The 18,850-nt window shown below is 64.1% G+C and carries 20 protein-coding genes; 8 read left to right on the plus strand and 12 right to left on the minus strand.

The annotated features are described in order from the left end of the window. Positions 1–124 precede the first annotated feature (124 nt). Complete coding sequence (locus ACOGXH_RS02450) at positions 125–1,441, minus strand: CaiB/BaiF CoA transferase family protein (protein ID WP_419927528.1); 1,317 nt, start codon at positions 1,439–1,441, stop codon at positions 125–127. A gap of 109 nt (positions 1,442–1,550) precedes the next feature. Between ACOGXH_RS02450 and ACOGXH_RS02455 the strand changes: the two genes are divergently transcribed. Together ACOGXH_RS02455 and ACOGXH_RS02460 are read left to right on the plus strand one after the other, a co-directional pair. After that, positions 1,551–2,717 (plus strand): thiolase family protein, encoded by a 1,167-nt coding sequence (locus ACOGXH_RS02455; RefSeq protein ID WP_419927529.1) that lies wholly within the window; start codon positions 1,551–1,553, stop codon positions 2,715–2,717. Then, on the plus strand, positions 2,714–3,136 hold the full coding sequence (locus ACOGXH_RS02460; RefSeq protein WP_419927530.1) for a Zn-ribbon domain-containing OB-fold protein: 423 nt from the start codon (positions 2,714–2,716) through the stop codon (positions 3,134–3,136). The genes ACOGXH_RS02455 and ACOGXH_RS02460 overlap by 4 nt, the downstream gene beginning before the upstream one ends. Here ACOGXH_RS02460 and ACOGXH_RS02465 read toward each other — a convergent pair. Further along, a complete protein-coding gene (locus ACOGXH_RS02465; protein ID WP_419927531.1) occupies positions 3,133–4,035 on the minus strand; it encodes a cation diffusion facilitator family transporter in 903 nt (300 codons plus the stop codon). The two genes, ACOGXH_RS02460 and ACOGXH_RS02465, sit on opposite strands and share 4 nt — an antisense overlap. 5 nt (positions 4,036–4,040) lie before the next feature. On the opposite strand from ACOGXH_RS02465, the gene ACOGXH_RS02470 reads away from it, so the two are divergent. Genes ACOGXH_RS02470 through map form a run of 3 tightly spaced genes read left to right on the plus strand, consistent with a single transcriptional unit; the run spans position 4,041 to position 6,296 of the window. Beyond that, positions 4,041–4,850: an enoyl-CoA hydratase gene (locus ACOGXH_RS02470; RefSeq protein ID WP_419927532.1), complete on the plus strand. Its 810-nt coding sequence runs from the start codon at positions 4,041–4,043 to the stop codon at positions 4,848–4,850. Positions 4,851–4,860: 10 nt separating this feature from the next. Further along, positions 4,861–5,319, plus strand: coding sequence for a MaoC family dehydratase (locus ACOGXH_RS02475; protein WP_419927533.1), 459 nt, complete (start codon positions 4,861–4,863; stop codon positions 5,317–5,319). 35 nt (positions 5,320–5,354) lie between these two features. Next, positions 5,355–6,296, plus strand: a complete 942-nt coding sequence (map, locus tag ACOGXH_RS02480; RefSeq protein WP_419927534.1) for a type I methionyl aminopeptidase — start codon at positions 5,355–5,357, stop codon at positions 6,294–6,296. A 12-nt stretch (positions 6,297–6,308) separates the two neighbouring features. On the opposite strand, the gene ACOGXH_RS02485 is transcribed toward map, so the two are convergent. From ACOGXH_RS02485 to ACOGXH_RS02495, 3 genes are read right to left on the minus strand one after another with little or no spacing between them, the layout of a single operon-like run. Next, positions 6,309–7,130, minus strand: a complete 822-nt coding sequence (locus tag ACOGXH_RS02485) for a DegV family protein (RefSeq protein ID WP_419927535.1) — start codon at positions 7,128–7,130, stop codon at positions 6,309–6,311. Beyond that, a complete protein-coding gene (locus ACOGXH_RS02490) occupies positions 7,127–8,386 on the minus strand; it encodes an MFS transporter (RefSeq protein WP_419927536.1) in 1,260 nt (419 codons plus the stop codon). Before ACOGXH_RS02490 ends, ACOGXH_RS02485 begins: the two co-directional genes overlap by 4 nt. A 37-nt stretch (positions 8,387–8,423) precedes the next feature. After that, entirely contained in the window at positions 8,424–9,050 is a 627-nt protein-coding gene (locus ACOGXH_RS02495) for a glycerol-3-phosphate acyltransferase (RefSeq protein ID WP_419927537.1), read from the minus strand. 104 nt (positions 9,051–9,154) lie between these two features. On the opposite strand from ACOGXH_RS02495, the gene ACOGXH_RS02500 reads away from it, so the two are divergent. Beyond that, complete coding sequence (locus tag ACOGXH_RS02500; protein WP_419927538.1) at positions 9,155–9,817, plus strand: histidine phosphatase family protein; 663 nt, start codon at positions 9,155–9,157, stop codon at positions 9,815–9,817. Positions 9,818–9,820: 3 nt separating this feature from the next. Here the strand turns inward: ACOGXH_RS02500 and selD are convergent, their stop codons facing one another. Further along, positions 9,821–10,882 carry a selenide, water dikinase SelD gene (gene selD / locus ACOGXH_RS02505; protein WP_419927539.1) on the minus strand — a complete coding sequence of 354 codons (1,062 nt, stop codon included), beginning with the start codon at positions 10,880–10,882 and terminating at the stop codon, positions 9,821–9,823. Between the two features lie 52 nt (positions 10,883–10,934). Between selD and ACOGXH_RS02510 the strand changes: the two genes are divergently transcribed. Continuing rightward, positions 10,935–11,432, plus strand: a complete 498-nt coding sequence (locus ACOGXH_RS02510) for a nuclear transport factor 2 family protein (protein WP_419927540.1) — start codon at positions 10,935–10,937, stop codon at positions 11,430–11,432. Next, on the plus strand, positions 11,429–11,992 hold the full coding sequence (locus ACOGXH_RS02515) for a hypothetical protein (protein WP_419927541.1): 564 nt from the start codon (positions 11,429–11,431) through the stop codon (positions 11,990–11,992). The genes ACOGXH_RS02510 and ACOGXH_RS02515 overlap by 4 nt, the downstream gene beginning before the upstream one ends. Positions 11,993–12,002: 10 nt before the next feature. On the opposite strand, the gene ACOGXH_RS02520 is transcribed toward ACOGXH_RS02515, so the two are convergent. From ACOGXH_RS02520 to ACOGXH_RS02545, 6 genes are all read right to left on the minus strand, one after another. Next, positions 12,003–14,285, minus strand: a complete 2,283-nt coding sequence (locus ACOGXH_RS02520; protein ID WP_419927542.1) for a sensor histidine kinase — start codon at positions 14,283–14,285, stop codon at positions 12,003–12,005. Continuing rightward, complete coding sequence (locus ACOGXH_RS02525) at positions 14,282–15,571, minus strand: ABC transporter substrate-binding protein (RefSeq protein ID WP_419927543.1); 1,290 nt, start codon at positions 15,569–15,571, stop codon at positions 14,282–14,284. The genes ACOGXH_RS02520 and ACOGXH_RS02525 overlap by 4 nt, the downstream gene beginning before the upstream one ends. Continuing rightward, positions 15,568–15,999, minus strand: coding sequence for an ATP-binding protein (locus ACOGXH_RS02530; RefSeq protein ID WP_419927544.1), 432 nt, complete (start codon positions 15,997–15,999; stop codon positions 15,568–15,570). Before ACOGXH_RS02530 ends, ACOGXH_RS02525 begins: the two co-directional genes overlap by 4 nt. Positions 16,000–16,044: 45 nt before the next feature. Next, positions 16,045–17,196, minus strand: a complete 1,152-nt coding sequence (locus ACOGXH_RS02535; protein ID WP_419927545.1) for a PP2C family protein-serine/threonine phosphatase — start codon at positions 17,194–17,196, stop codon at positions 16,045–16,047. 4 nt (positions 17,197–17,200) lie between these two features. Next, positions 17,201–17,530: an STAS domain-containing protein gene (locus tag ACOGXH_RS02540; RefSeq protein ID WP_419927546.1), complete on the minus strand. Its 330-nt coding sequence runs from the start codon at positions 17,528–17,530 to the stop codon at positions 17,201–17,203. Between the two features lie 133 nt (positions 17,531–17,663). Next, the gene (locus tag ACOGXH_RS02545) at positions 17,664–18,842 is read right to left on the minus strand and encodes a lipid-transfer protein (RefSeq protein WP_419927547.1); all 1,179 of its coding nucleotides are present in this window, start codon (positions 18,840–18,842) and stop codon (positions 17,664–17,666) included. Between the last annotated feature and the right edge of the window lie 8 nt (positions 18,843–18,850).

Here is an 18,850-nt window from a genome sequence, read left to right on the forward strand (position 1 = left end):
CGCGTTGAAGGGTTCGTGGTGACGGGTCCTGTCACCTGACGGCGGCCTGGCGTGCTTCGCGTGCGCCAGGTCCGCCTCCGGCGCCACCACCCACCACGAACCATTTTGTGGGCTGCCGCCCCGCCTATCCGAGGATTCCGTCTGTCTGGAGGCGGTCTATTTCTTCCTCCGAGAGACCGGCGATTTCATTGAGTACGTCTTTGGTGCTGGTGCCGAGGGTTTCGGCGGGGGTTTGATCGGTGTTGGCCCGGGAGAACTTCACCGGGAACGCGGGGGCTAGCCAGCGGGAGGGCTCGTCGGCGTGGGGATGTTGCAGGGAGACCAAGGCTTGGCGGTGTTGGATTTGGGGGTCTTCGGCGGCGGCGTAGGCGGAGCCCACCGCGCCGGCGGGTACTCGGATTTTGTGCAGTCGGGCTACCAACTCCTCAGTGGTCTGCTGCGCCATCCACCGTGCCACTTCCTGGCATATCTCAGCCCGGTTGGCTGCCCGTACGGGTATGTCGGGACCCAGCTCCCATAGGTCGGGGCGGCCCATCTCCTCAGTGAGACGTTTGAATTGGGCGTCGGAGGTGATGACCAGAGTGATCCAGCCGTCCTGAGATTCAAAGGTGTCCAGGATGCCCCTCGGATCGCCGTTGCCGATGCGGTCGGGCATGCCCCGTTCCCGGTAGAGGTCCAGAGGCTCGTCCCAGATCATGGTGACCAGGCTGTCGAGCATGGCAACGTCGATGTACTGACCCTTTCCGTCGATGTCTCGCTGGCGCAGCGCTGCCACCACCCCGAGGGCGCAAAGGGCGGCCGGGAATTGGTCTCCGACGGTGGCGCCGGCCTTGGTGGGTGGGCCGTCGGGGAAACCCGACTTGGCCATCAGCCCCGACCGGCCCTGGATTATGAGGTCCATGGAGGCCAGATCGGCATCCGGCCCATCGGGTCCAAAGCCGGTGATGGAAGCGTGGATCAGCTGAGGGTTCAGCTCGGCCAGCGTCTCGTAGTCCAGCCCCAGCGAGGCCATGACCCCTGGCCGAAAGTTGTCCACCAACACGTCAACATTGGCCGCCAGCCGTCGAAACGCGTCCGCCCCCTCGGGCCGACCTAGGTCGAGAACCACGCTGCGCTTACCCCGCCCCTTGCGCAGATAACTGATCCCGATGTCGTCGGGCCCCATGACCTCTGATTGTTCGCCCTCCGGTCCGACCCACGGCGGAATGCGCCAAGTCACGTCCCCGCCCGGCGGGTCCACCCGAATTACCTCCGCCCCCAACGAAGCCAAGAACCAAGTACAGACCGGCCCCGAAACCACCCGAGTCAGATCAATCACCCGAACGCCTTCCAACGGTTTCACGAGCGATTCACCTCCCCTCTTTCCTCTCTCTGAGTGGCGTCCCAAGAGTAGGCGGGTTTGGGGGTGGCGCCGGAGGCGGACCTGGCGCACGCGAAGCACGCCAGGCCGCCGTCAGGCGACAGGACCCGCAAACCCGCCGGTGGGTGGTATCGACTGGACTTGCTACAACACAAGCATCCAACCCGCCCGCCGACTAGACATTTAGCCCGTGGCCAAACATCCATTTCACGACGTCGCCATCGTCGGCATCGCCAACTCCGAACAAGCCCGCATCCTCGAAGGCCACGACTCCACCACCATCACCTTCCAAGCCGTCCACCGGGTGCTGGCCGACACCGGCCTGAGCCCATCAGACATCGACGGCGTCGCCGCCGGCCCTTTCAGCGGCCCGCTCACCTACTACATGCGCAACGGCCCCTCGTGGCGCCACTACATGGCCCCGTCCATCCCCACCATCCTGGACGCCGCTTCTGCCATCGCCACCGGCCAGTGCCACACCGTGTTGGTGGCCCACGGATCAGCCGGCGTCTACACCGAGCGGGCTTCCACCGCTCCGTGGACCCGGCCGGCCCACGAGTTCGTGGTGGCCTACGGCATGTTCACCGCCGCCGAGTTCGCCCTCATTGCCCAACGCCACATGCACATGCACGGCACCACTCCTGAGCAGCTGGCCACAGTGGCCGCCACCATCCGCAACAACGGCCACGTCCATCCCGATGCGGTGTACCACGGCCGGGGGCCATTCACCCCCGACGACATACTGGCGTCGCGCATGGTGGCCGACCCCTTCCACCTGCTCGACTGCGCGATGACTTCCGAGGGGGCGTGCGCGCTGATCCTCACCACCCGGGAGCGGGCCCAAGACCTGCCCACCAAGCCGGTGTACATCTTGGGCGGGGCCTGCGACAGCTTCGGCCCCTCCTACCAGCACCCCCCGGCGTGGGACCTTGCTGGTCCATCCGGCAGGAACAACGGCTACACCGGCCGGTGGGCGGCCCAGAAGTCCTTCGCCATGGCCGAGCTCGGTCCCACCGACGTGGACGTGTGCGAGTTCTACGATCCGTTCTCGTTCGAGATCATTCGCCAGTTCGAGGCCTACGGGTTCTGCGAAGAGGGCGAAGGCGGCGACTTCATCATGGACGGCCGCATCGGCCCCGGCGGCCAGTACCCGGTGACCACCGACGGGGGCACTATGTCGTTCAGCCACGGCGGGGCGGCGGTGCAACAGCTCCAGCGAGTTATTCGGGGGGTGGAACAGCTCCGGGGCACCTGTGTGACGTCCCAAGTGCCCGACGCCCAGGTGGCCATGTGCTCCAACGGCGGCGCCGGTGCCCTGTTCACCGATGTCATGCTGCTGGGAACGGAAACCCCATGAGCGAGCTACTGCAACCCCAGTCGCCGGGAATCCCCCTGCCGGTGCCCACGCTGTATTCCCAGCCCTACTGGGACGGCTGCAAGGTCGGTGAGCTGCGCTACCAGCGATGCCGGGACTGCGGCGCCATCACCATGGATCCGGCTCCGGCCTGCTCGGCCTGCTTCTCGACCAACCTCGACTGGGAGGTCAGCACCGGCCAGGGCGAGGTGTACTCCTGGACCACCGTTTGGCGCCCCCAAACCCCGGCGTTCACCGTGCCCTACGTAGCGGTGATCGTGACGCTGGACGAAGGGTTCTGGCTGCTGGCCAACCTGATCAACTGTCCGGTCGACGCTGTCCATGTCGGCATGCGAGTCAAGACCACCTTTGTGGAGCTGAGCGAAGAAATCACCTTGCCCTACTTCGAGCCGGCTGATTAACGGGAGGGCTCGAGGTAGACGTTGGTGGCGGTAGGGACGGCGGCGCGCAGGCGGGCCTCCACCGCGGCAATGGCCGCAGGCATCTGATCGCCCGATAGGTGGTCGGCGAAGTCCACTTCGGCAGCTACCAGCAGCTCCTCGGGGCCGAGGTGCTGGGTGCGCATGTCGACCACCCGGTCGATTTCGGGCGATTCGTCCAACGCAGCCCGCAGACGGGCCCGATCCTCTTCGGTGGCGCTCTCGCCGATCAGCAGGCTCTTCATCTCGATGGCCAACACGATGGCGATGATCCCCAACAGCACGCCGATCACCAGGGTGCCCACCCCGTCCCAGCGGGGCTCTCCGGTGACCTCGGCCAGCACCACGGCGATCAGCGCGAACACCAAGCCGAACATGGCCCCGAGATCTTCCAGCAGCACCACCGGCAATTCGGGAGTGCGGGAGCGGCGGATGAATGTGCCCCACGAGAGCTTGCCCCGCACCTTGTTGGACTCCACGATGGCGGTGCGGAACGACAGCGACTCCACCACGATGCCGAAGATGAGAATGCCGATGGCCACCCACAGCGATTCCAGCTCGTGGGGGTGGCGCACCTTCTCGATTCCCTCGTTGATGGCGAATAGCGCGCCCAGGGTGAACAGGATGATGGACACCACAAACGACCAGAAGTAGCGCTCCCGGCCGTAGCCGAACGGGTGGCGCGGAGTGGGATCCCGCTTGGCCAGGCGACCGCCCATCAGCAGTAGGGCCTGGTTGCCGGTATCGGCGCAGGAGTGGACCCCTTCGGCCAGCATGGACGCCGAGCGGGTGACGGCGAACCCTACGAATTTGGCAATGGCGATGGCCAAATTGGCGAAGAGCGCCGCCAATACGGCTTTGGTGCCTCCTCCAGCGGCCATGCCCAATGGGTAGCACACCGCAGGCGGGTAATCTCAGTTGCGTGTTCAGCATCGAAATTGAGGGGCCGGTGGCCCGGGTCACTCTGGCCAACCCGCAGCGGCGCAATGCGCTCAGCCTGGAGCTAATGCAGCGCCTTACCCATGCGCTGCACGAGTTGGGAGAAAAGACCGACGTCGGGGCGATCGTGATCGCTGCCGAGGGGCCGGCATTCTCTGCTGGCCACGACCTGTCGGAGATGGTCGATCGGGACGGCCAGTTCTACGACGAACTGTTCGAGGCATGCACGCACCTGATGGACGCGGTCCACGCCGCACCCCAGCCGGTGATCGCCGAAGTAGACGGAGTGGCCACCGCCGCGGGCTGCCAGCTGGTGGCGGCCTGCGATCTGGCGGTGGCCTCCACTGGCTCGACTTTCGCCACGCCCGGAGTGCGCATCGGGCTGTTCTGCTCCACCCCGATGGTGCCCATTTCCCGGGCAGTTGGGCGCAAGCGGGCCATGGAGATGCTGCTCACCGGCGAGCCCATCGACGCGGCCACCGCGGCGGAATGGGGGCTGGTCAACCGGGTTGTTCCCCCCGACCAGTTGCGAGCGGCCACAAACGAGTTGGCCGCCCAGATCACCAGGTTCAGCGACCACACCATCGCCATCGGCAAACAGGCCTTTTACCGCCAACTCGACTGCGGCGAGCCCGAAGCCTATGAGTTGACCCGTGAGGTGATGGCGGCCAACGCCGCCACCGACGACGCCCAGGAGGGCATCGACGCCTTCTTGACCAAGCGCTCCCCATCGTGGTCGGGCCGTCAGGGCCGCTAACTTCCCGCCTATGGGAACCGTCTTTGCCACTGTCGATGATCTACCGGCCGCCGTTGGCCAGCACTTGGGGTGGAGCGACTGGATGGAGATCACCCAAGAGCGGGTGAACCAGTTCGCCGACGCCACCGGCGACCACCAGTGGATCCACATCGACCCCGAGCGGGCCGCGGCCGAGAGCCCCTATGGGGCCACCATCGCTCACGGCTACCTCACACTGTCGCTCACCAACATGTTCTTGCCCAGCTTGATCACCGTGGAGCAGATCTCCATGGGCATCAACTACGGCGTCAACAAGGTGCGGTTCCCCGCGCCCGTCCCGGTGGGGTCGCGCGTCCGGGTGGGTGCCGAGCTCAGCTCGGTGGACGAGATCAACGGCGGTGTGCAGGCCGTCATCACCATCACCGTGGAAGTGGAAGGCAGCCCGAAACCAGCGTGCGTGGTGGAGAGCCTCACCCGCTACATGCGCTGAGCGATTCTGGATTGGGCCGGTAGAGTTAGTCGGCGATGGCAAAGCGCAAGCGGTCGCGAGTGGCGACGTTGGAGCGGGTGCCGGTTTCTGACCCGCCAGTGAGACCGGGGCTCATCGGTCCTCGCCGTCGGGTGCCCAGCCACATCGAGCGGCCCCCGTACGCCCGCTCGGGGGAGCCCGGTCACCCGAAGTCCTCTGCGGTGCGCAGCGCTGCCGAGATCGAGGCGATGCGCAAGGCCGGACAAATGGCCGCGGAAGTGCTGCTCTTTGCCGGAGAATTGGTGGCCCCTGGGGTGACCACCGACAGCATCGATGCCGAAGTCCACGAGGAGATCGTGCGTCGGGGGGCCTATCCCAGCCCGCTCAACTACCGGGGCTATCCCAAGTCGGTGTGTACGTCGATCAACGAGGTCATCTGCCACGGCATCCCCGATAGCCGGGCGCTGGCTGACGGCGACATCGTCAACATCGACATCACCGTGTTTCTCGACGGGGTGCACGGCGACACATCGGTCACGTTTGAGGTAGGCGACGTGGACGATCACTCCCGCCTGTTGGTGCGGGAAACCCGGGCTGCCATGTATTTGGGAATCGAAGCGGTCAAAGACGGTGCGCCGGTCAGCGCCATTGGGAAAGCGATCGAGTCCCATGCCCGACTCCACCGGCTAGGGGTGGTGCGGGAGTTCATCGGCCACGGTGTGGGTACGGATTTCCACGCTGGGCTGCAAGTCCCGCACTACTACGACCGCTCCCATTCCACCCCGCTGGAGACCGGAATGACCTTCACCATCGAGCCCATGCTCACCTTGGGTTCTCCCAGTCTGTATTTGTGGGACGACCAGTGGACTGCGGTGACCGCTGATCAGCGGCGCAGCGCCCAGTTCGAGCACACCCTGCTGTGTACTGACAGCGGCGCTGAGATTCTGACCCGCACTCCCACCGGGGAGGGCGCCGCCGAGGTCTACGCCCGAGACTGAACCAACCGGCCGCTAATCCCAGTACCAGGCCAAGCCGCGTACTCCTGTCCCGGAGTTGATCATCATCGCTTGGCCGAATTGGCTGATGAAGGCGTCGGCGGGCTGAACTTCGGCGGTTACCGCCTCGAGAAGGTCGGCGGCCCGGTCGGGAGCCTCGGCATGGAGGCAAACCAAGTGAAGCAAGGCGTCGTCCGCCGGTCGGGTTCGCCGCCAGAGATTCAAAAGGCGCTGGTGAGCGGCTTCATCGCTGAGCGCGGGCCGAAGCCGGCGGATCACTGCGTCGTGGATGTCGAACATGGGGCGCAGCCCGATCAGGTTCCCGGCTCGCCCGGCCAGGCCGGGCACGCGGCCGCTGCGGATCAGCTGGTCGAGGTTGGCCAGTGCCCCCACAAGCTTTACCTGCCTAGCCACCGTCTCAGCCTTGGCCACAACCTCGTCCAGAGTCGCACCGGCCCGGGCAGATCGGGCCGCAGCCACCGTTACCAGTCCTTGGCCACCGGCTGCGGTTCGGCTGTCCACCACCGCCACCGGACATTCCACGGCCTTGGCGGCCAAAACTGCCGACTGGTTGGTGATGCTCAGGGTTGAGGTCACCGTCACGATCACGACACCATCACCTTGGTCTTGATCGGCAATGGCTTGAATGAATGCACCCGGTGAAGGGCCCGAGGACGAGTGGGTCTTGGCGTCCAGGATCTCCGCGGTGTCGAGCTCCCCGTCGGCCACCGTTCGGCCGTCCATGGTGATCATGAGAGGAACCACCGCGATGTTCCAGGCAGCCCGCACATCCTCGGGCAGTGCCGCGGTGCTGTCGGTGACGATGCCGACCGTCACTCGCGGGCCTTTTCGACGTCGACGTCGAGAATCGGGCGGACTGTGGCCGCTGAGGCCAACACCAACAGGCCCGACGCCAGCAAAACCGACCGGGTGCCGGGCAGTCCCGCGCCGTTTAGCCCGTCGCCGATGGCACCCGCCCCTAGCGCAGCGGCACCCAGCCCGATTCGGATCACCACGTGGAACGCCGAGAAGGCCAAGACCCGCTCTTCTTCCTGGGGTATCCGGGCTTGGAGGGCGCTCATCCCCGATGTGAGAGCCACGGTGGCCCCGGCCCCGAACCCGACAGCGCCAAGGAAGGTCAGCCACACCGTTGGGCTCTGGCTCATCAGCGCTACCAATGCCCCCATGACCAGCGCGCCTCGTCGGGTGAGAACCAACAGGTCAACATGCTGAGACTTGTGGGCGAGCGCCAGGCCAATGCCGGCACCGCAGCCGAATAAAGCGATAAGCACGCCGAATTCGATGTCGGAAGCCTCCAGTTCTTCTTGCACCAGCTTGATTCCCAGCGAGAACAGCGCACCCAGGCCCACTGCCGCGGCCGCCGTGGCCGGCAGGATTCTGCGCACCAGCGGCACCGACCACGCGTCGCGGAATCGGCTCGGGGAAACGGAGATGTCACCCTCCGAGAAGGCGGGACTATCGGAGGTCTCCCCAACCGGCGTTCCCCGGCCCTTGAGGCCGAGGGCTCGGGCGATGAAGTAGGCGGAAACAAAGAACGTGAGTGCGTCGACCCAAAAGACCAGGGCGTAGGGGTGCGAACCCAGCCATCCGTCATCCAGCGGCAGAGCCGCAAACGCGGCGAACAGACCCGCTCCGATCGGGATGTTTCCGTACGACGATCCCATCATGGCGGCGTTGGCCAGCGGCAGATCGGGTTCGTCCACCAGATCGGGGATGGCCGAATCCCGGGAGGCCAGGAACACCACGCTGGGGGCTTCCAGGGCTAGAGCCCACAAGTACACCCACCAGAGCTCCTGCACGAAGGGGACAACCGCGATCATCCCGGCCCGCAGAAGGTCCATGGTGATCATGGTCCGGCGGCGGTCCCAGCGATTCACGAGCTTGGCGGCCAGCGTTCCGCCTAACGCCGCAGGAATGAGCCGGAAGAAGAGGATGCCGCCCACGGCAGTGGCCGAGTCGCTCAGGTGATCGACCAGCGCCATGAGGGCGAAGGTGCCCATCCAATCGCCGAGCGCGGACGCCCCCTGCCCGATGAGAAGTCGACGGAAGTCGACCTTGGTGCGAAGGCTCAAGGTTCTCTAACGGGAGGGCCGGCCTGTGCTTCGAGTCTCAAGGGTTGGACGGGGTGGCTGAGACCCAGCTGTCGTTGTCGAAAACCAGTCGATGGGCGGCGGCCTTCATTCGGTTGGGGGTAGGCAGCGGCTCATTGCCCAGAACGCGCTTGATCAATATGGGGACGATGATCACGGTACTGGCGATAGCGGCCTGGCCGTCGGCCACCAGCAGCAAGAACGGAGGCAGCGCTGGCATGGTTATGAACACCACCAGACCGGTGTGGCGAAGAATGCGGCCAAGGGCCAATCCCCCCAACAGGAAGAGCGCCGCAGGCCAGGCGATCACCGCGAATGCGCCCAACGCCGGAGACAGACCCCGGCCGCCGGCGCCGTTGATAAACATCGACCAGTTATGGCCAATCACCGACACGGCCCCAGCAAACGCCATCAGCAGCCAGCGGTCACCGGCCAAGAACGGTCCCAGTGCCCCCTTGCCCACATCGCAGAGGCCTCCCACGACCAAGGGGATGAAGCCGGCAACCCGATACAGGCCGGTTCCCGAGACTGTTCCGGTGCCCACTTGGCGTAGGTCGGTTCGGGCCAGCGACTGGGCAATCATGTAGGAGAAAGGAACCGCGCCAGCCGCAAAGGCCACGATGAGTACCATCGTCCCCCACATCATCGATAGAGATTCTGCCCCAATTTGGGGCAGCTTTGCCACAGGTTGACGAAGTTGGATTGCTGAAGGTCCGCCATGAGACTTCGGCATGGCAAGATGGGGCCGCAATGAGTTCCGGCGAACGAACCCGCTTGCTGTTGATCCGCCACGGTGAATCGGAGGTGACGGTCAAACAGATCATCGGCGGAGATCTGGCTTGTACGGGCTTGTCGCCGCTGGGCCGTAGTCAGGCTGAAGCGCTCGGCGAGCGCTATATGCAGGGCCATGAGCCCAAGGTGGATGCGCTGTGGTCCAGCACCCTGCCCCGGGCGATCGAAACCGCCGAGCTGCTGTCTCCCTCGTTGGGCGGATTGAAGGTGCACACCCATCCCGACCTCGTAGAACGCCGGCCGGGAGAGGCCGACGGGGTGGGCTACAAGGAGTTCGGGAATCTGTTCGAGTGGACCGGGGATTTCCACCCCCACTTGCCGCTGGCGCCTGGCGGGGAGAGCCTGGCCGCCTTCTCCTACCGCACTGGTCAGGCGCTCTACGATCTGGTCGAGGGGAGTCCCGGCACCACCATGATGGTGGTTTGCCATGGCGGGGTGATCGACATCGCCATGCGGCTTTTTCTGAGCTTGGGGATGAACATCCAGTTCGTGCTCTGGACCCTGAACACGTCCATTACGGAGTTCGTGACCACCGATGAGCCCGGCGTGTGGCGGCTGGTGCGGTACAACGACGCCGCCCACTTGGACGGGCTGCCACCCCGCACCGAGCCGGCCGAATAACGATCAGATAACCGTTACCGTTCCTGGGTCGGCTGCGGTGATGTCTCCGATCACTGCTGCGCCATGGCCTGACGAAGCGAGTCGAGCGATGGAGTCTTCTGCCGCGGCTGGCGGGCAGCTGAACAGCAGACCGCCGGAGGTCTGGGCATCGGCCAGCATGGTCAAAATCCGCTCGTCGTCGGGCCCCCTCACCCAGGGCCTCACATGATCGAGGTTGCGAGCCGTCCCCCCCGGGGCGAAGCCCTTGTCGAGCAATTCCCAAGCTCCGGGGAGCACCGGCACCGAGTCGGCCCGGACCACCGCCCCGATGCCGCTTGCGGCCGCCAGCTTCTGGAGGTGGCCCAGCAGTCCGAATCCGGTTATGTCGGTTGCCGCGGTGGCCTTGGCCTCCAAGGCAGCCGATGCGGCAATGTCGTTCAGGCGAGTCATCTCGGTCACACCCGCGGTGTAGGCATCGGCCAGCCAGCCACCGGGTTGAATCGCCTCGGGATCGGAGCGCTTGACCGCGGTTGCCAGCAGCCCGGTTCCCAGCGGCTTGGTCAGTACCAGCGATTGCCCCGGTTGGGCTCCGGAGTTGGTCAGCAGGTTTCCCTCATCTGCTTCTCCGGTGACGGCTTGGCCGTACATCGGCTCAGGTCCGTCCACCGTGTGGCCGCCCACCACGGTCCAGCCCCCCTCTGCGGCGGCGTCCGCCCCGCCAGTCAGCACCTCGGTGAGGATCTCCAGAGGCAGTTCACCATGGGGCCAGGCCACGAGGTTGAGGGCGAATCGGGGAGCCCCGCCCATGGCATAGACATCAGAGGCCGCGTTGGTAGCCGCGATGCGCCCCCATGTGTGGGGGTCGTCAACCACCGGCGCAAAGAAGTCAGCGGTTGAGATCAGGGCGCGGCCTTCTTCCAGGCGCCACACTGCGGCGTCGTCACCGGTCTCTGTGCCCACGATCAGGTTCTCGTGGGTTGGGGTTGGCAGCGAGCGCATGACCTGCGCCAGCTCGGTCGGTCCGAGCTTGCCGGCTCAACCCGCTCCGTGGCTGTAGGCCGTAAGCCTGCCCGTCTTCGGGTTCACGGACCTGACGCTACCGGGCCGCAGCCAGTTGGCGTGGGTTAGCTTTGCTTCCGTGACTACGGGCGAGCAGGCAGTGCGTTCGATCAAGGCGCTTATGTACACCTACGCCGAATGCGTGGACTTGGCTCGCTTTGACGAGCTTGGCGAGCTCTTCTCTCACGGGGTTCTCACCTCCACCAGTGCGGTCGACCCCGACGACGCCATGTCGGGTGATGATGTGGCGGCGTTCTACCGGGCCACCAACAAAGTCCACGATGACGGCACGCTGCGCACCCGGCACGTGGCTAGCAATGTGGTCGTCGAGGTGGCCGACCACGGGCAGTCGGCCTCTGCCCGCTCATACTTCGCCGTTCACCAGGGAACGGATGCTCTGGCGCTCCAGCCCATCGTGGCCGGCCGCTATGAAGACAACTTCGCACTGGTCGACGGGCAGTGGCGGTTTGCCCGTCGAATGGTGATCGTCGACCAGATCGGGGATATGCGAGAGCATTTGACCTTCGATCTGTCCAAAGGCGATGTGCGCTATACCGACTACATGGAATCGGGATGAGCGATCCGCCGATTCGCCGGGCGCCGCCGGGCTGGTATGCCGAACAGGGACAGCGCGGCTATCGGTTCTGGGATGGGGAATCGTGGTCTGATCCACCAGGAGTACCGGTTGGGATCCTGGGTGGGGGAAACGGCAGGCGGAACTCTCCGGGTCAGCTGAGAGCGGGGCTTGCCTTTATGGGCGCGGCGATGGCCATGCTGATAGCGGGGCTGCTGTTGCCGTGGTCTGATGCCGAATCGCAGACGCGGGGTGTGCTAGACGGCGACATTCCGTGGTTGCTGGGCCTTGGCAGTGTGGCCGACACCTGGTTGCTGGTTCTGTTGGCGGCGGCGATGCTGTGGACCTTGCTGGTTGGGGTGCTGGCCGGCAACACCCAGATGATGTGGCTGCCGGCCTTGGTGGTGGGATTGGCCGTTATGGGCTTCTGCCTCGCCGAGGGTCTGGCCATTGATGACGACTTGGACGCTGAGGGCGGCAGAGTTGGTGCGGGCCTCTTTGTGGCCTATGCCGGAGGCGCATCGGCTGCCATTGGCGGTGCGCTGCTCAGACCTGCCCGATGAAGATTCTTAGCTAAGCGTCGTCTGAGTCGCCCTCGCCAGCGCCGTCGCCCTCGCCAGCGCCGTCGCCCGCACCGTCGCCAGTGCCGTCTCCGTCGCCGTCTCCGACTAGGGGGGTGGTCTTGGCCCGGGTCAGCGGCAGTTCCACCACCATCTCGGTGAATTCACCCGGCTCGGAGTTAACGGTGATGGTGCCACCGTGCTCACGGATGATGTCGTTGGACAGCGCCAAGCCCAGCCCGGTGCCCTCGTTGGTGGGCTTGGTGGTGAAGAACGGATCGAAGATCTTGGCGGCCACGTCCGGAGGGATTCCGCTGCCGTTATCCCGGACGCTGAGGATGGCGTTTTCGTCGGTGCGTCGGCTCTTCAACACGACGGTGGGGGTGTAGTCGCCCACCGTTCCGGCGTCGATCAATTCCTTTTGCTTCTTGTTGGTGGCGTAGCCGGCGTTGGCCACAAAGTTCAAGAACACCCTTCCGAGATCTTGAGGGACAACCTCCAACTGCCCCATGTCCGGGTCGAATTCTTCCTCCAACAAGACTTGGAACTCGGGATCTTGGGCTCGGGCGCTGTGATAGGCCAGCAGCGAATGCTCGTGGATGAGGTCGTTGATGTCGGTCATCTGCGTCTCGCCCCCGCCCCGGCCCATCAACAGCATGTCTTGAACGATCCGATTGGCCCGCTTTCCGTGGGATTGGATGCGCTCAAGATTGTCGTTGAGATCTTGGTTGATTTCTTCGATGAGGTCTTTGTCCTCATCGGAGAGATTGTCGATTATGTCCTCGTAGACCTCGGCCATCTCTTCCAGCAACTCGGCCGAAGCCGCGGAGAAGTTGTTGATGAAGTTGAGCGGGTTGCGGATCTCGTGGGCAACGCCGGCGGTGACCTCGCCCAGCGCGGCCAACTTCTCCCGGGCCACGATCTGATCTTGGGCCTGGCTCAGTTCTTCCAACACCTCTTGCAGCTCGTCATTGCGCTCGCTCAACTCCTGGGCCAACTGCTCCACCAAGTTCAGCCGCTGGATTTCCAACGCGTGGCGACGGAAGACCTCTAGCGCGGATGCCATTTCGGCGATCTCGTCGCGGCCTACGACCTCGATTTCTTCTTCCAGCTCGCCCTTGGCCAGAGTCCGCATGCGACCGGAAAGCCTCCCGATGCGGCGCAAAAGAACGCGGCCCACGAAGAGCCAGCTGATAAGCCCAGCGCCGATCACCCCGATGACGCTGATGAGCACCAACAGGATTCGAGCCGTGCTGATGGATTGCGCAGAGTCCTCGGTGGCTTGGTCGGCCCCGGCCTGGGCGGTTTGAACGATGGCGTTGACCTCGGAGAGAAGATCCACCGCAATGGCCTGGTTCTGGGCAAGCAGGCTGTCTTGGCGTTCGATGATCTCCAAGCGGTCGACGGACGCTTGAAAGGCGCTGCTGTTGCCCATGCCTAGTCGCAGGAGGCTGTTAACCGCCGAATCCAGCCCCGGAGCGGTCTCGGTGGCAGCGATGGCCGTCAAGCTGATCTGGATCCGGTCGGTAGTCGACTCGAAGCTCTCAATGAGCGGCTCCACAAAGTCAGCTTCGGAGGCGATGAGGGCGCTGCCCATCAGCTCGGTTACTTGAGCCACATCGGCCTGCAAGGCGTTGAGGTGGCGGTAGAGGAGGAGCTCGTCTCCCGAAGTTCGGCTCATGGCATCGGTCGGCTCGGTGTCGAGATCTCGGTAGCCCGTGACCTGGAAGAAGAGCTGATCGTCAATGGCGGGGATGATGATGCCCTGGGTCTGGTCGTGCAGGAAGGGAATCTGCACTTGGAGTCCTTCAATGCGCCTGCTCAAGCTGTAGAAGTGGGGCATGTCCGCGGTAATCGTGGCGATGTTCCTCGACAGTGCATCGGCGGCCTCGGCGATTCCTTGGACGTTCTCGTCGTCGGGGTTATCGCGCAGCAGCGGTTCGAAGCGCTCTTGGAATTCCTGGTAGGCGGCGGTCACCTCGGCGGAGATAGCCGGGAACTGGTCGGGGGCCGCGGTGGTGAGCCGGGGTGCGGCGGCCACCAGCGCGTTGGAAAACTCGGCCAGGCTGAACGCGCCGGCCAACTCGGGAACGCTCTCTTCGCTCACACGCTTTTGGCTGCTATCTACGTTGTTGAAGGAGATCCAGCTCACGACGCTGGCCACAATGGTCAGAACCACCGCGCCGAAGATCCCCGCGTAGAGCTGGCTGGATATACGGCGGTGGATCGCGGGCCGTTGCGCTTGGGCGCTGGAATCTCCCGGGGCCGAATCTGGAGGATTCTTCGTCTCGGTCACGGGTTGACTTCTCCCATCGATGCCTCTGGCCGGTAGCTGCCATTGGTGTCGATCACGGTCAAGAAAACGGCGTCCGAACCCTGGTTGTCTGCCGCTCGGTCGGCTTCGTCACCGAAGTCAAGGGCGAATCCGTCGATGTCGAATTGTCCGGCACCCAAAATATTTTCCAAAAAGCAGTCGCGGGTGAGACCAGCACCGCACGCCTCCAGCCCAGCAATGGCCATTCGGCCGGCCATGTAGCCCTCCAGGGAAACGAACCCCGGTTCAGCCGCCGGATCGTATGCCTCCAAGGCCGCGGTATAGGAGGCCACCACCGGAATCGACAGGTCGGTGGGGAACGGGATGACCTGGGTGACGTACACACCCTCGCCGCCCGCTCCCAGTTCATCGGCCAACGCGTTGCTGCCCACAAAGGAAACCGTCATGAAGATGGGATCGAAGCCGATGTGGCGGGACCAGGTGATGAGGGCGGCGACCGGCTGGTAAGCGCCGATGATGATCACTGCCTCGGGATTGCCGAGCCTCAGGTCGAGCAGTCCCGACTTCACCGCGGTGGTGTTGCGGGGGTATACCCCGGTGGCCACGAGTTCCATGTCCCGGCGCTCGAGTGCAGCCAGCGCACCGTTGTAGCCGGCTCGGCCGAAGGAGTCGTCTTGGAACATCACCGCGATACGGGTGACCCCCAGATCGGTAGTCAGCCGCTCGACCATCTCCTCAGTCTCTTGGGCGTAGGAAGACCGGAGATTGATGATGTTGTTCCAGTTGTCGTCGCGAAGAAAGCCGGCCCCAGTGAACGGGGCCACATAGGGGATGCCCGCTTCGGCTGCTACTGGAGTGGCCGAGCGCGACGTAGGCGTGCCCACCGCGCCGATGAGGGCGAACACCTGTTCGTCGTTGATGAGGGCCTGGGTGTTGGTAATGGCCGCCTCGGGCTCGTAAGCGTCGTCTCGAGTGACGAGTTCCAACCTGCGCCCGTGCACGCCGCCACTTCGGTTGGCCTCTTCGAACGCCGCCATTATGCCCAGGTTCATGTTGATGCCCAACTCTTGGGCAGGGCCGCTGAATGCCGCTGATTGCCCGAACACCACTCGGTCGTCGAACACACCGGGGGTGTCGGTGCTGGCAGGCGCGACAGGCGTGCTCCCTGCATCGACCGTGGGGGTCGCACCAGGGGCAGCGGGGTCAGTCGAGTCGGATCCGCACGCCCCCAGAACTGCGGCGGATACAGCGATTGCCAGGCCGGCGAACCGCAATTTGCGCAGGATTCTCAGCGCCGAATCCCTCACGACTCGGGGCGTACGACGAGCTTTAGGTGGTTGCGGTCGTTCTCCCGGCGATATTCCAACTCTTCGCCCATGGTCCGCACAAGATAGACCCCCAAGCCTCCGATCGGGCGCTCATTCAGGGGAAGGGTGACATCGGGTTCGGGAGCGTCGGTAAGCGGGTTGAAGGCCGACCCGTCATCGGTGAGGCGGATCGTCAGAGCGTGGTCCTTGGACTCCAACTCAAGGTCGATCTCTGTGAGACCGCTGGTGTCACCGTGGGTCAAGGTGTTCAGCACCAACTCTTCCAGAATCAAATTGGCGTGCATGGTCAGAGTTATCGGCCATTCGTCGGCCTCGGCCATCTCGTTTAGCAAGTCTTCGATCAGAGGCAACACATCCGAGGGGTGGCCCTGTTCCGGAGGGTGAGACAGGTGCAGAGATCGCTGCATTTCAGCGGCCCCTTGCGGCGGACTGCGAGCGGACAGGATTTAACATCAAGGGCGTCGCAGTGTGAGGCAGGTGATGTCATCGGATTGAGGGGCATCGCCAGCGAAGTTCCGCACGTATTCGAACACCGCCTCGTTGGCCTCGGTGGCGTTTTCGGGCGGTTTGCCTTCAAACACCTCCGTCAACCGTCCCAAGCCGAATTGCTGGTTGTCGGCATTCATGGCCTCGGTCACGCCGTCGGTGAACAGCACCACGGTGTCGCCCTGTTCCAGTGTGACCGACTCCTGGGTATAGACGACATCGGCGGCGATGCCCAGGGCTATTCCCTTGGTGAGCGGCAACTCGGTAACCGAGCCGTCGGCCCTTATCAACATCGGTGGGTCGTGGCCGGCAATGGAGTAGGTGAGCAATCCGGTTTCCGGGTTGAACAGAGCGTAGATCAGGGTGACGAACATGAAGGTGGGGTTGTCTTGCTGGAGCTGGTTGTTTACCTCGGTCAGCACCATTTGCGGCTCACGCACACCGATGGCCGCACCCTTGAGCGCGGTCCGGCTTGACATCATGAACATCGATGCGGGGATGCCCTTGTCGGACACGTCGGCCACAACGAGTCCGACCTCGTTGTCGAGCTTGAAGTAGTCGTAGAAATCGCCGCCCACGTTGCGAGCCGGCTCCATGTTGGCCGACACCTCGCACCCATCTGTCTCGGGGGGAATGGCGGGCAGAATGGACTGCTGGAGCTGGCTGGCGATGCTCAGCTCATTTTGAAGGGCCACGAGCTGGTCGCGCGATGCCAGCGCTTCCCGCCATTCGGCCAAATGATCCAGGGTGCGGGCGATGGTGATCTTCAGGTCGTCGAAGTCGATGGGCTTGGTGACGAAGTCGAATGCACCCCGGTTCATGGCGGTGCGAATGTTGTCCATGTCGCCGTAGGCCGAGACGATCACTGCCCGGAGATTGGGGTCGACGTCGGGAAGCTGTTGGAGCAGGGTGAGGCCGTCCATCTTGGGCATGTTGATGTCGGACAGGACCATGTCAATGGTCGGATCGGCGTTGAGCTTCTCCAGTGCATCCACTCCGTCGCAAGCGAATACGAACTCGTACTCGTTGGCGCGGATTTGCCGCCGCATCCGCTGAAGGACCAGAGGTTCAAGATCCGGCTCGTCGTCGACGACCAGGATCTTGTAGGTGTCGGTCAAGGGTTTACCCCTGTTTGGCGTCGTCTACCGATGGAAAAACGTTGATGATCTGATCGAAGCCACTGATGCGGAAGACGTCGCCCACTGCCTCAGTCAGTGAGCAGATACTGAAGGACTTATTCTGCTTGTCGAGGTTCTGAGCCGCCATCAGAAGCACACGAAGCCCCGCGCTGCTGATGTATTCAAGGCCGCCAAGGTCCAGGATGATCTTCTGGTCGCCGGGATCGAACATTCCTTGCAGCGACTCCAGGAAATCCGACGCATTGGATCCGTCTACCCGGCCTGAAGCGTTGACGACCAGAGTGTCGCCTGAGCGGTCGTGGCTGAATTCCATAGTTGGGCCTCTTTCGTTAGGTCCTGTCTTGGATCATTCTGTCAGCCGGGATCATACACATTCCAATGGGCTGAGGGGTCGGGAGATGCCAATTGGAATGCAGGAGATGCCGAATGCCTGGCGGGTCCAAGAGTCAGAGAGGCTGGGACAGTATGAGCGCACTGGTGGGAACCGCAGTTCCCGCGGTAGCCAGCACGTTTTCCACGTTGTCTATCTGATTGACCGAGGTGCCCCGAATCTGTCGCACGCCTTCAGCGATGCCGTTGAGGCCGTGGATGTAGGCCTCTCCGAGCTGGCCGCCGTTGGTGTTGATGGGGAGGCGGCCATCCCGTTCGAGATGGCCGTCGCGGATGAAATCCTTGGCCTCGCCTCGATCACAGAACCCGAACTCTTCGAGTTGGGGCAGCACCAGCGGGGTGAAGTGGTCGTAGATGATGGCGGTTTGGATGTCGTCGGCCGACAGGCCGCTCGACTGGTAGAGCTGGCGGGCGCACAACTCCATCTCGGGGATGCCAGTGATGCTGTCCCGGTAGTAGCTCTTCATCATGTGCTGGTCCTCGGCGACGCCCTGGGCGGCCGAGGCGATAACCGCTGGCTTCTGCTGGAGGTCTTTGGCCCGCTCGGCGGTGGTCACCAGCAGGGCTTGGGCACCGTCGGTTTCCTGGCAGCAGTCCAGGAGGCGCAGCGGCTCCACGATCCATCGACTGTTCTGGTGGTCTTCGAGGGAAATGGGCCGCTGGAAGAAGTGGGCATAGGGGTTGGTGGCCGCGAAGGCCCGGTCGACCACCGACACCCGGCCGAAGTCTTCGGTGGTGGCCCCGTACTCGTGCATGTAGCGGGAGGCGAACATGGCCACCCAGGAGGCCGGGGTAACCAGACCGAAGGGGGAGCTCCACGAGAAGCTGACTTCTGATGCTTCGGCACCGGCCGGCCGGTCCTGCACCCCGGCCCCGAAGCGGTGCCAGGAGCGCTCGTTGAAGGCCCGGTAACACAGCACGTAGTCGGCTGCGCCGGAGTAAATGGCCTGGCAGGCCACCGCGATCACCCCGCAGGCCGCTCCGCCGCCGTGGTGGACCATGGAGAAGTGGGTCAGCTCCGGTATGCCCAGGTTTCGGGCCACCTCGATCTCGGGGTTCTGCTCGGCTGAGTAGGTCACGAAGCCGTTGACCTTTTCAGGCGGAAGCCCGGCGTCTTCGCAGGCGGCCAGGCAGGCTTCCACAGCCTGGTCCATCGGCGTGCGGCCCGAGTCTTTGGTGAACGGTGTGGCACCGATGCCGGCGATGGCGCATTCGTAGGCGTATTTCAGGCTCATTGCATCCT

The sequence above is a fragment of the Candidatus Poriferisocius sp. genome (assembly GCF_965208355.1).
In the GTDB taxonomy this organism is placed as follows: Bacteria; Actinomycetota; Acidimicrobiia; order Acidimicrobiales; family Bin134; genus Poriferisocius.

Excerpts from the sequence above, each read along its gene's own strand:
- ACOGXH_RS02540 (WP_419927546.1), bottom strand. The coding sequence starts at position 17,530 with ATGGAATTCAGCCACGACCGCTCAGGCGACACTCTGGTCGTCAACGCT.
- ACOGXH_RS02460 (WP_419927530.1), top strand. The coding sequence starts at position 2,714 with ATGAGCGAGCTACTGCAACCCCAGTCGCCGGGAATCCCCCTGCCGGTG.
- ACOGXH_RS02470 (WP_419927532.1), top strand. The coding sequence starts at position 4,041 with ATGGGTAGCACACCGCAGGCGGGTAATCTCAGTTGCGTGTTCAGCATC.
- map (WP_419927534.1), top strand. The coding sequence starts at position 5,355 with ATGGCAAAGCGCAAGCGGTCGCGAGTGGCGACGTTGGAGCGGGTGCCG.
- ACOGXH_RS02475 (WP_419927533.1), top strand. The coding sequence starts at position 4,861 with ATGGGAACCGTCTTTGCCACTGTCGATGATCTACCGGCCGCCGTTGGC.
- ACOGXH_RS02545 (WP_419927547.1), bottom strand. The coding sequence starts at position 18,842 with ATGAGCCTGAAATACGCCTACGAATGCGCCATCGCCGGCATCGGTGCC.
- ACOGXH_RS02495 (WP_419927537.1), bottom strand. The coding sequence starts at position 9,050 with ATGATGTGGGGGACGATGGTACTCATCGTGGCCTTTGCGGCTGGCGCG.
- ACOGXH_RS02515 (WP_419927541.1), top strand. The coding sequence starts at position 11,429 with ATGAGCGATCCGCCGATTCGCCGGGCGCCGCCGGGCTGGTATGCCGAA.
- ACOGXH_RS02500 (WP_419927538.1), top strand. The coding sequence starts at position 9,155 with ATGAGTTCCGGCGAACGAACCCGCTTGCTGTTGATCCGCCACGGTGAA.
- ACOGXH_RS02530 (WP_419927544.1), bottom strand. The coding sequence starts at position 15,999 with ATGCAGCGATCTCTGCACCTGTCTCACCCTCCGGAACAGGGCCACCCC.
- ACOGXH_RS02465 (WP_419927531.1), bottom strand. The coding sequence starts at position 4,035 with ATGGCCGCTGGAGGAGGCACCAAAGCCGTATTGGCGGCGCTCTTCGCC.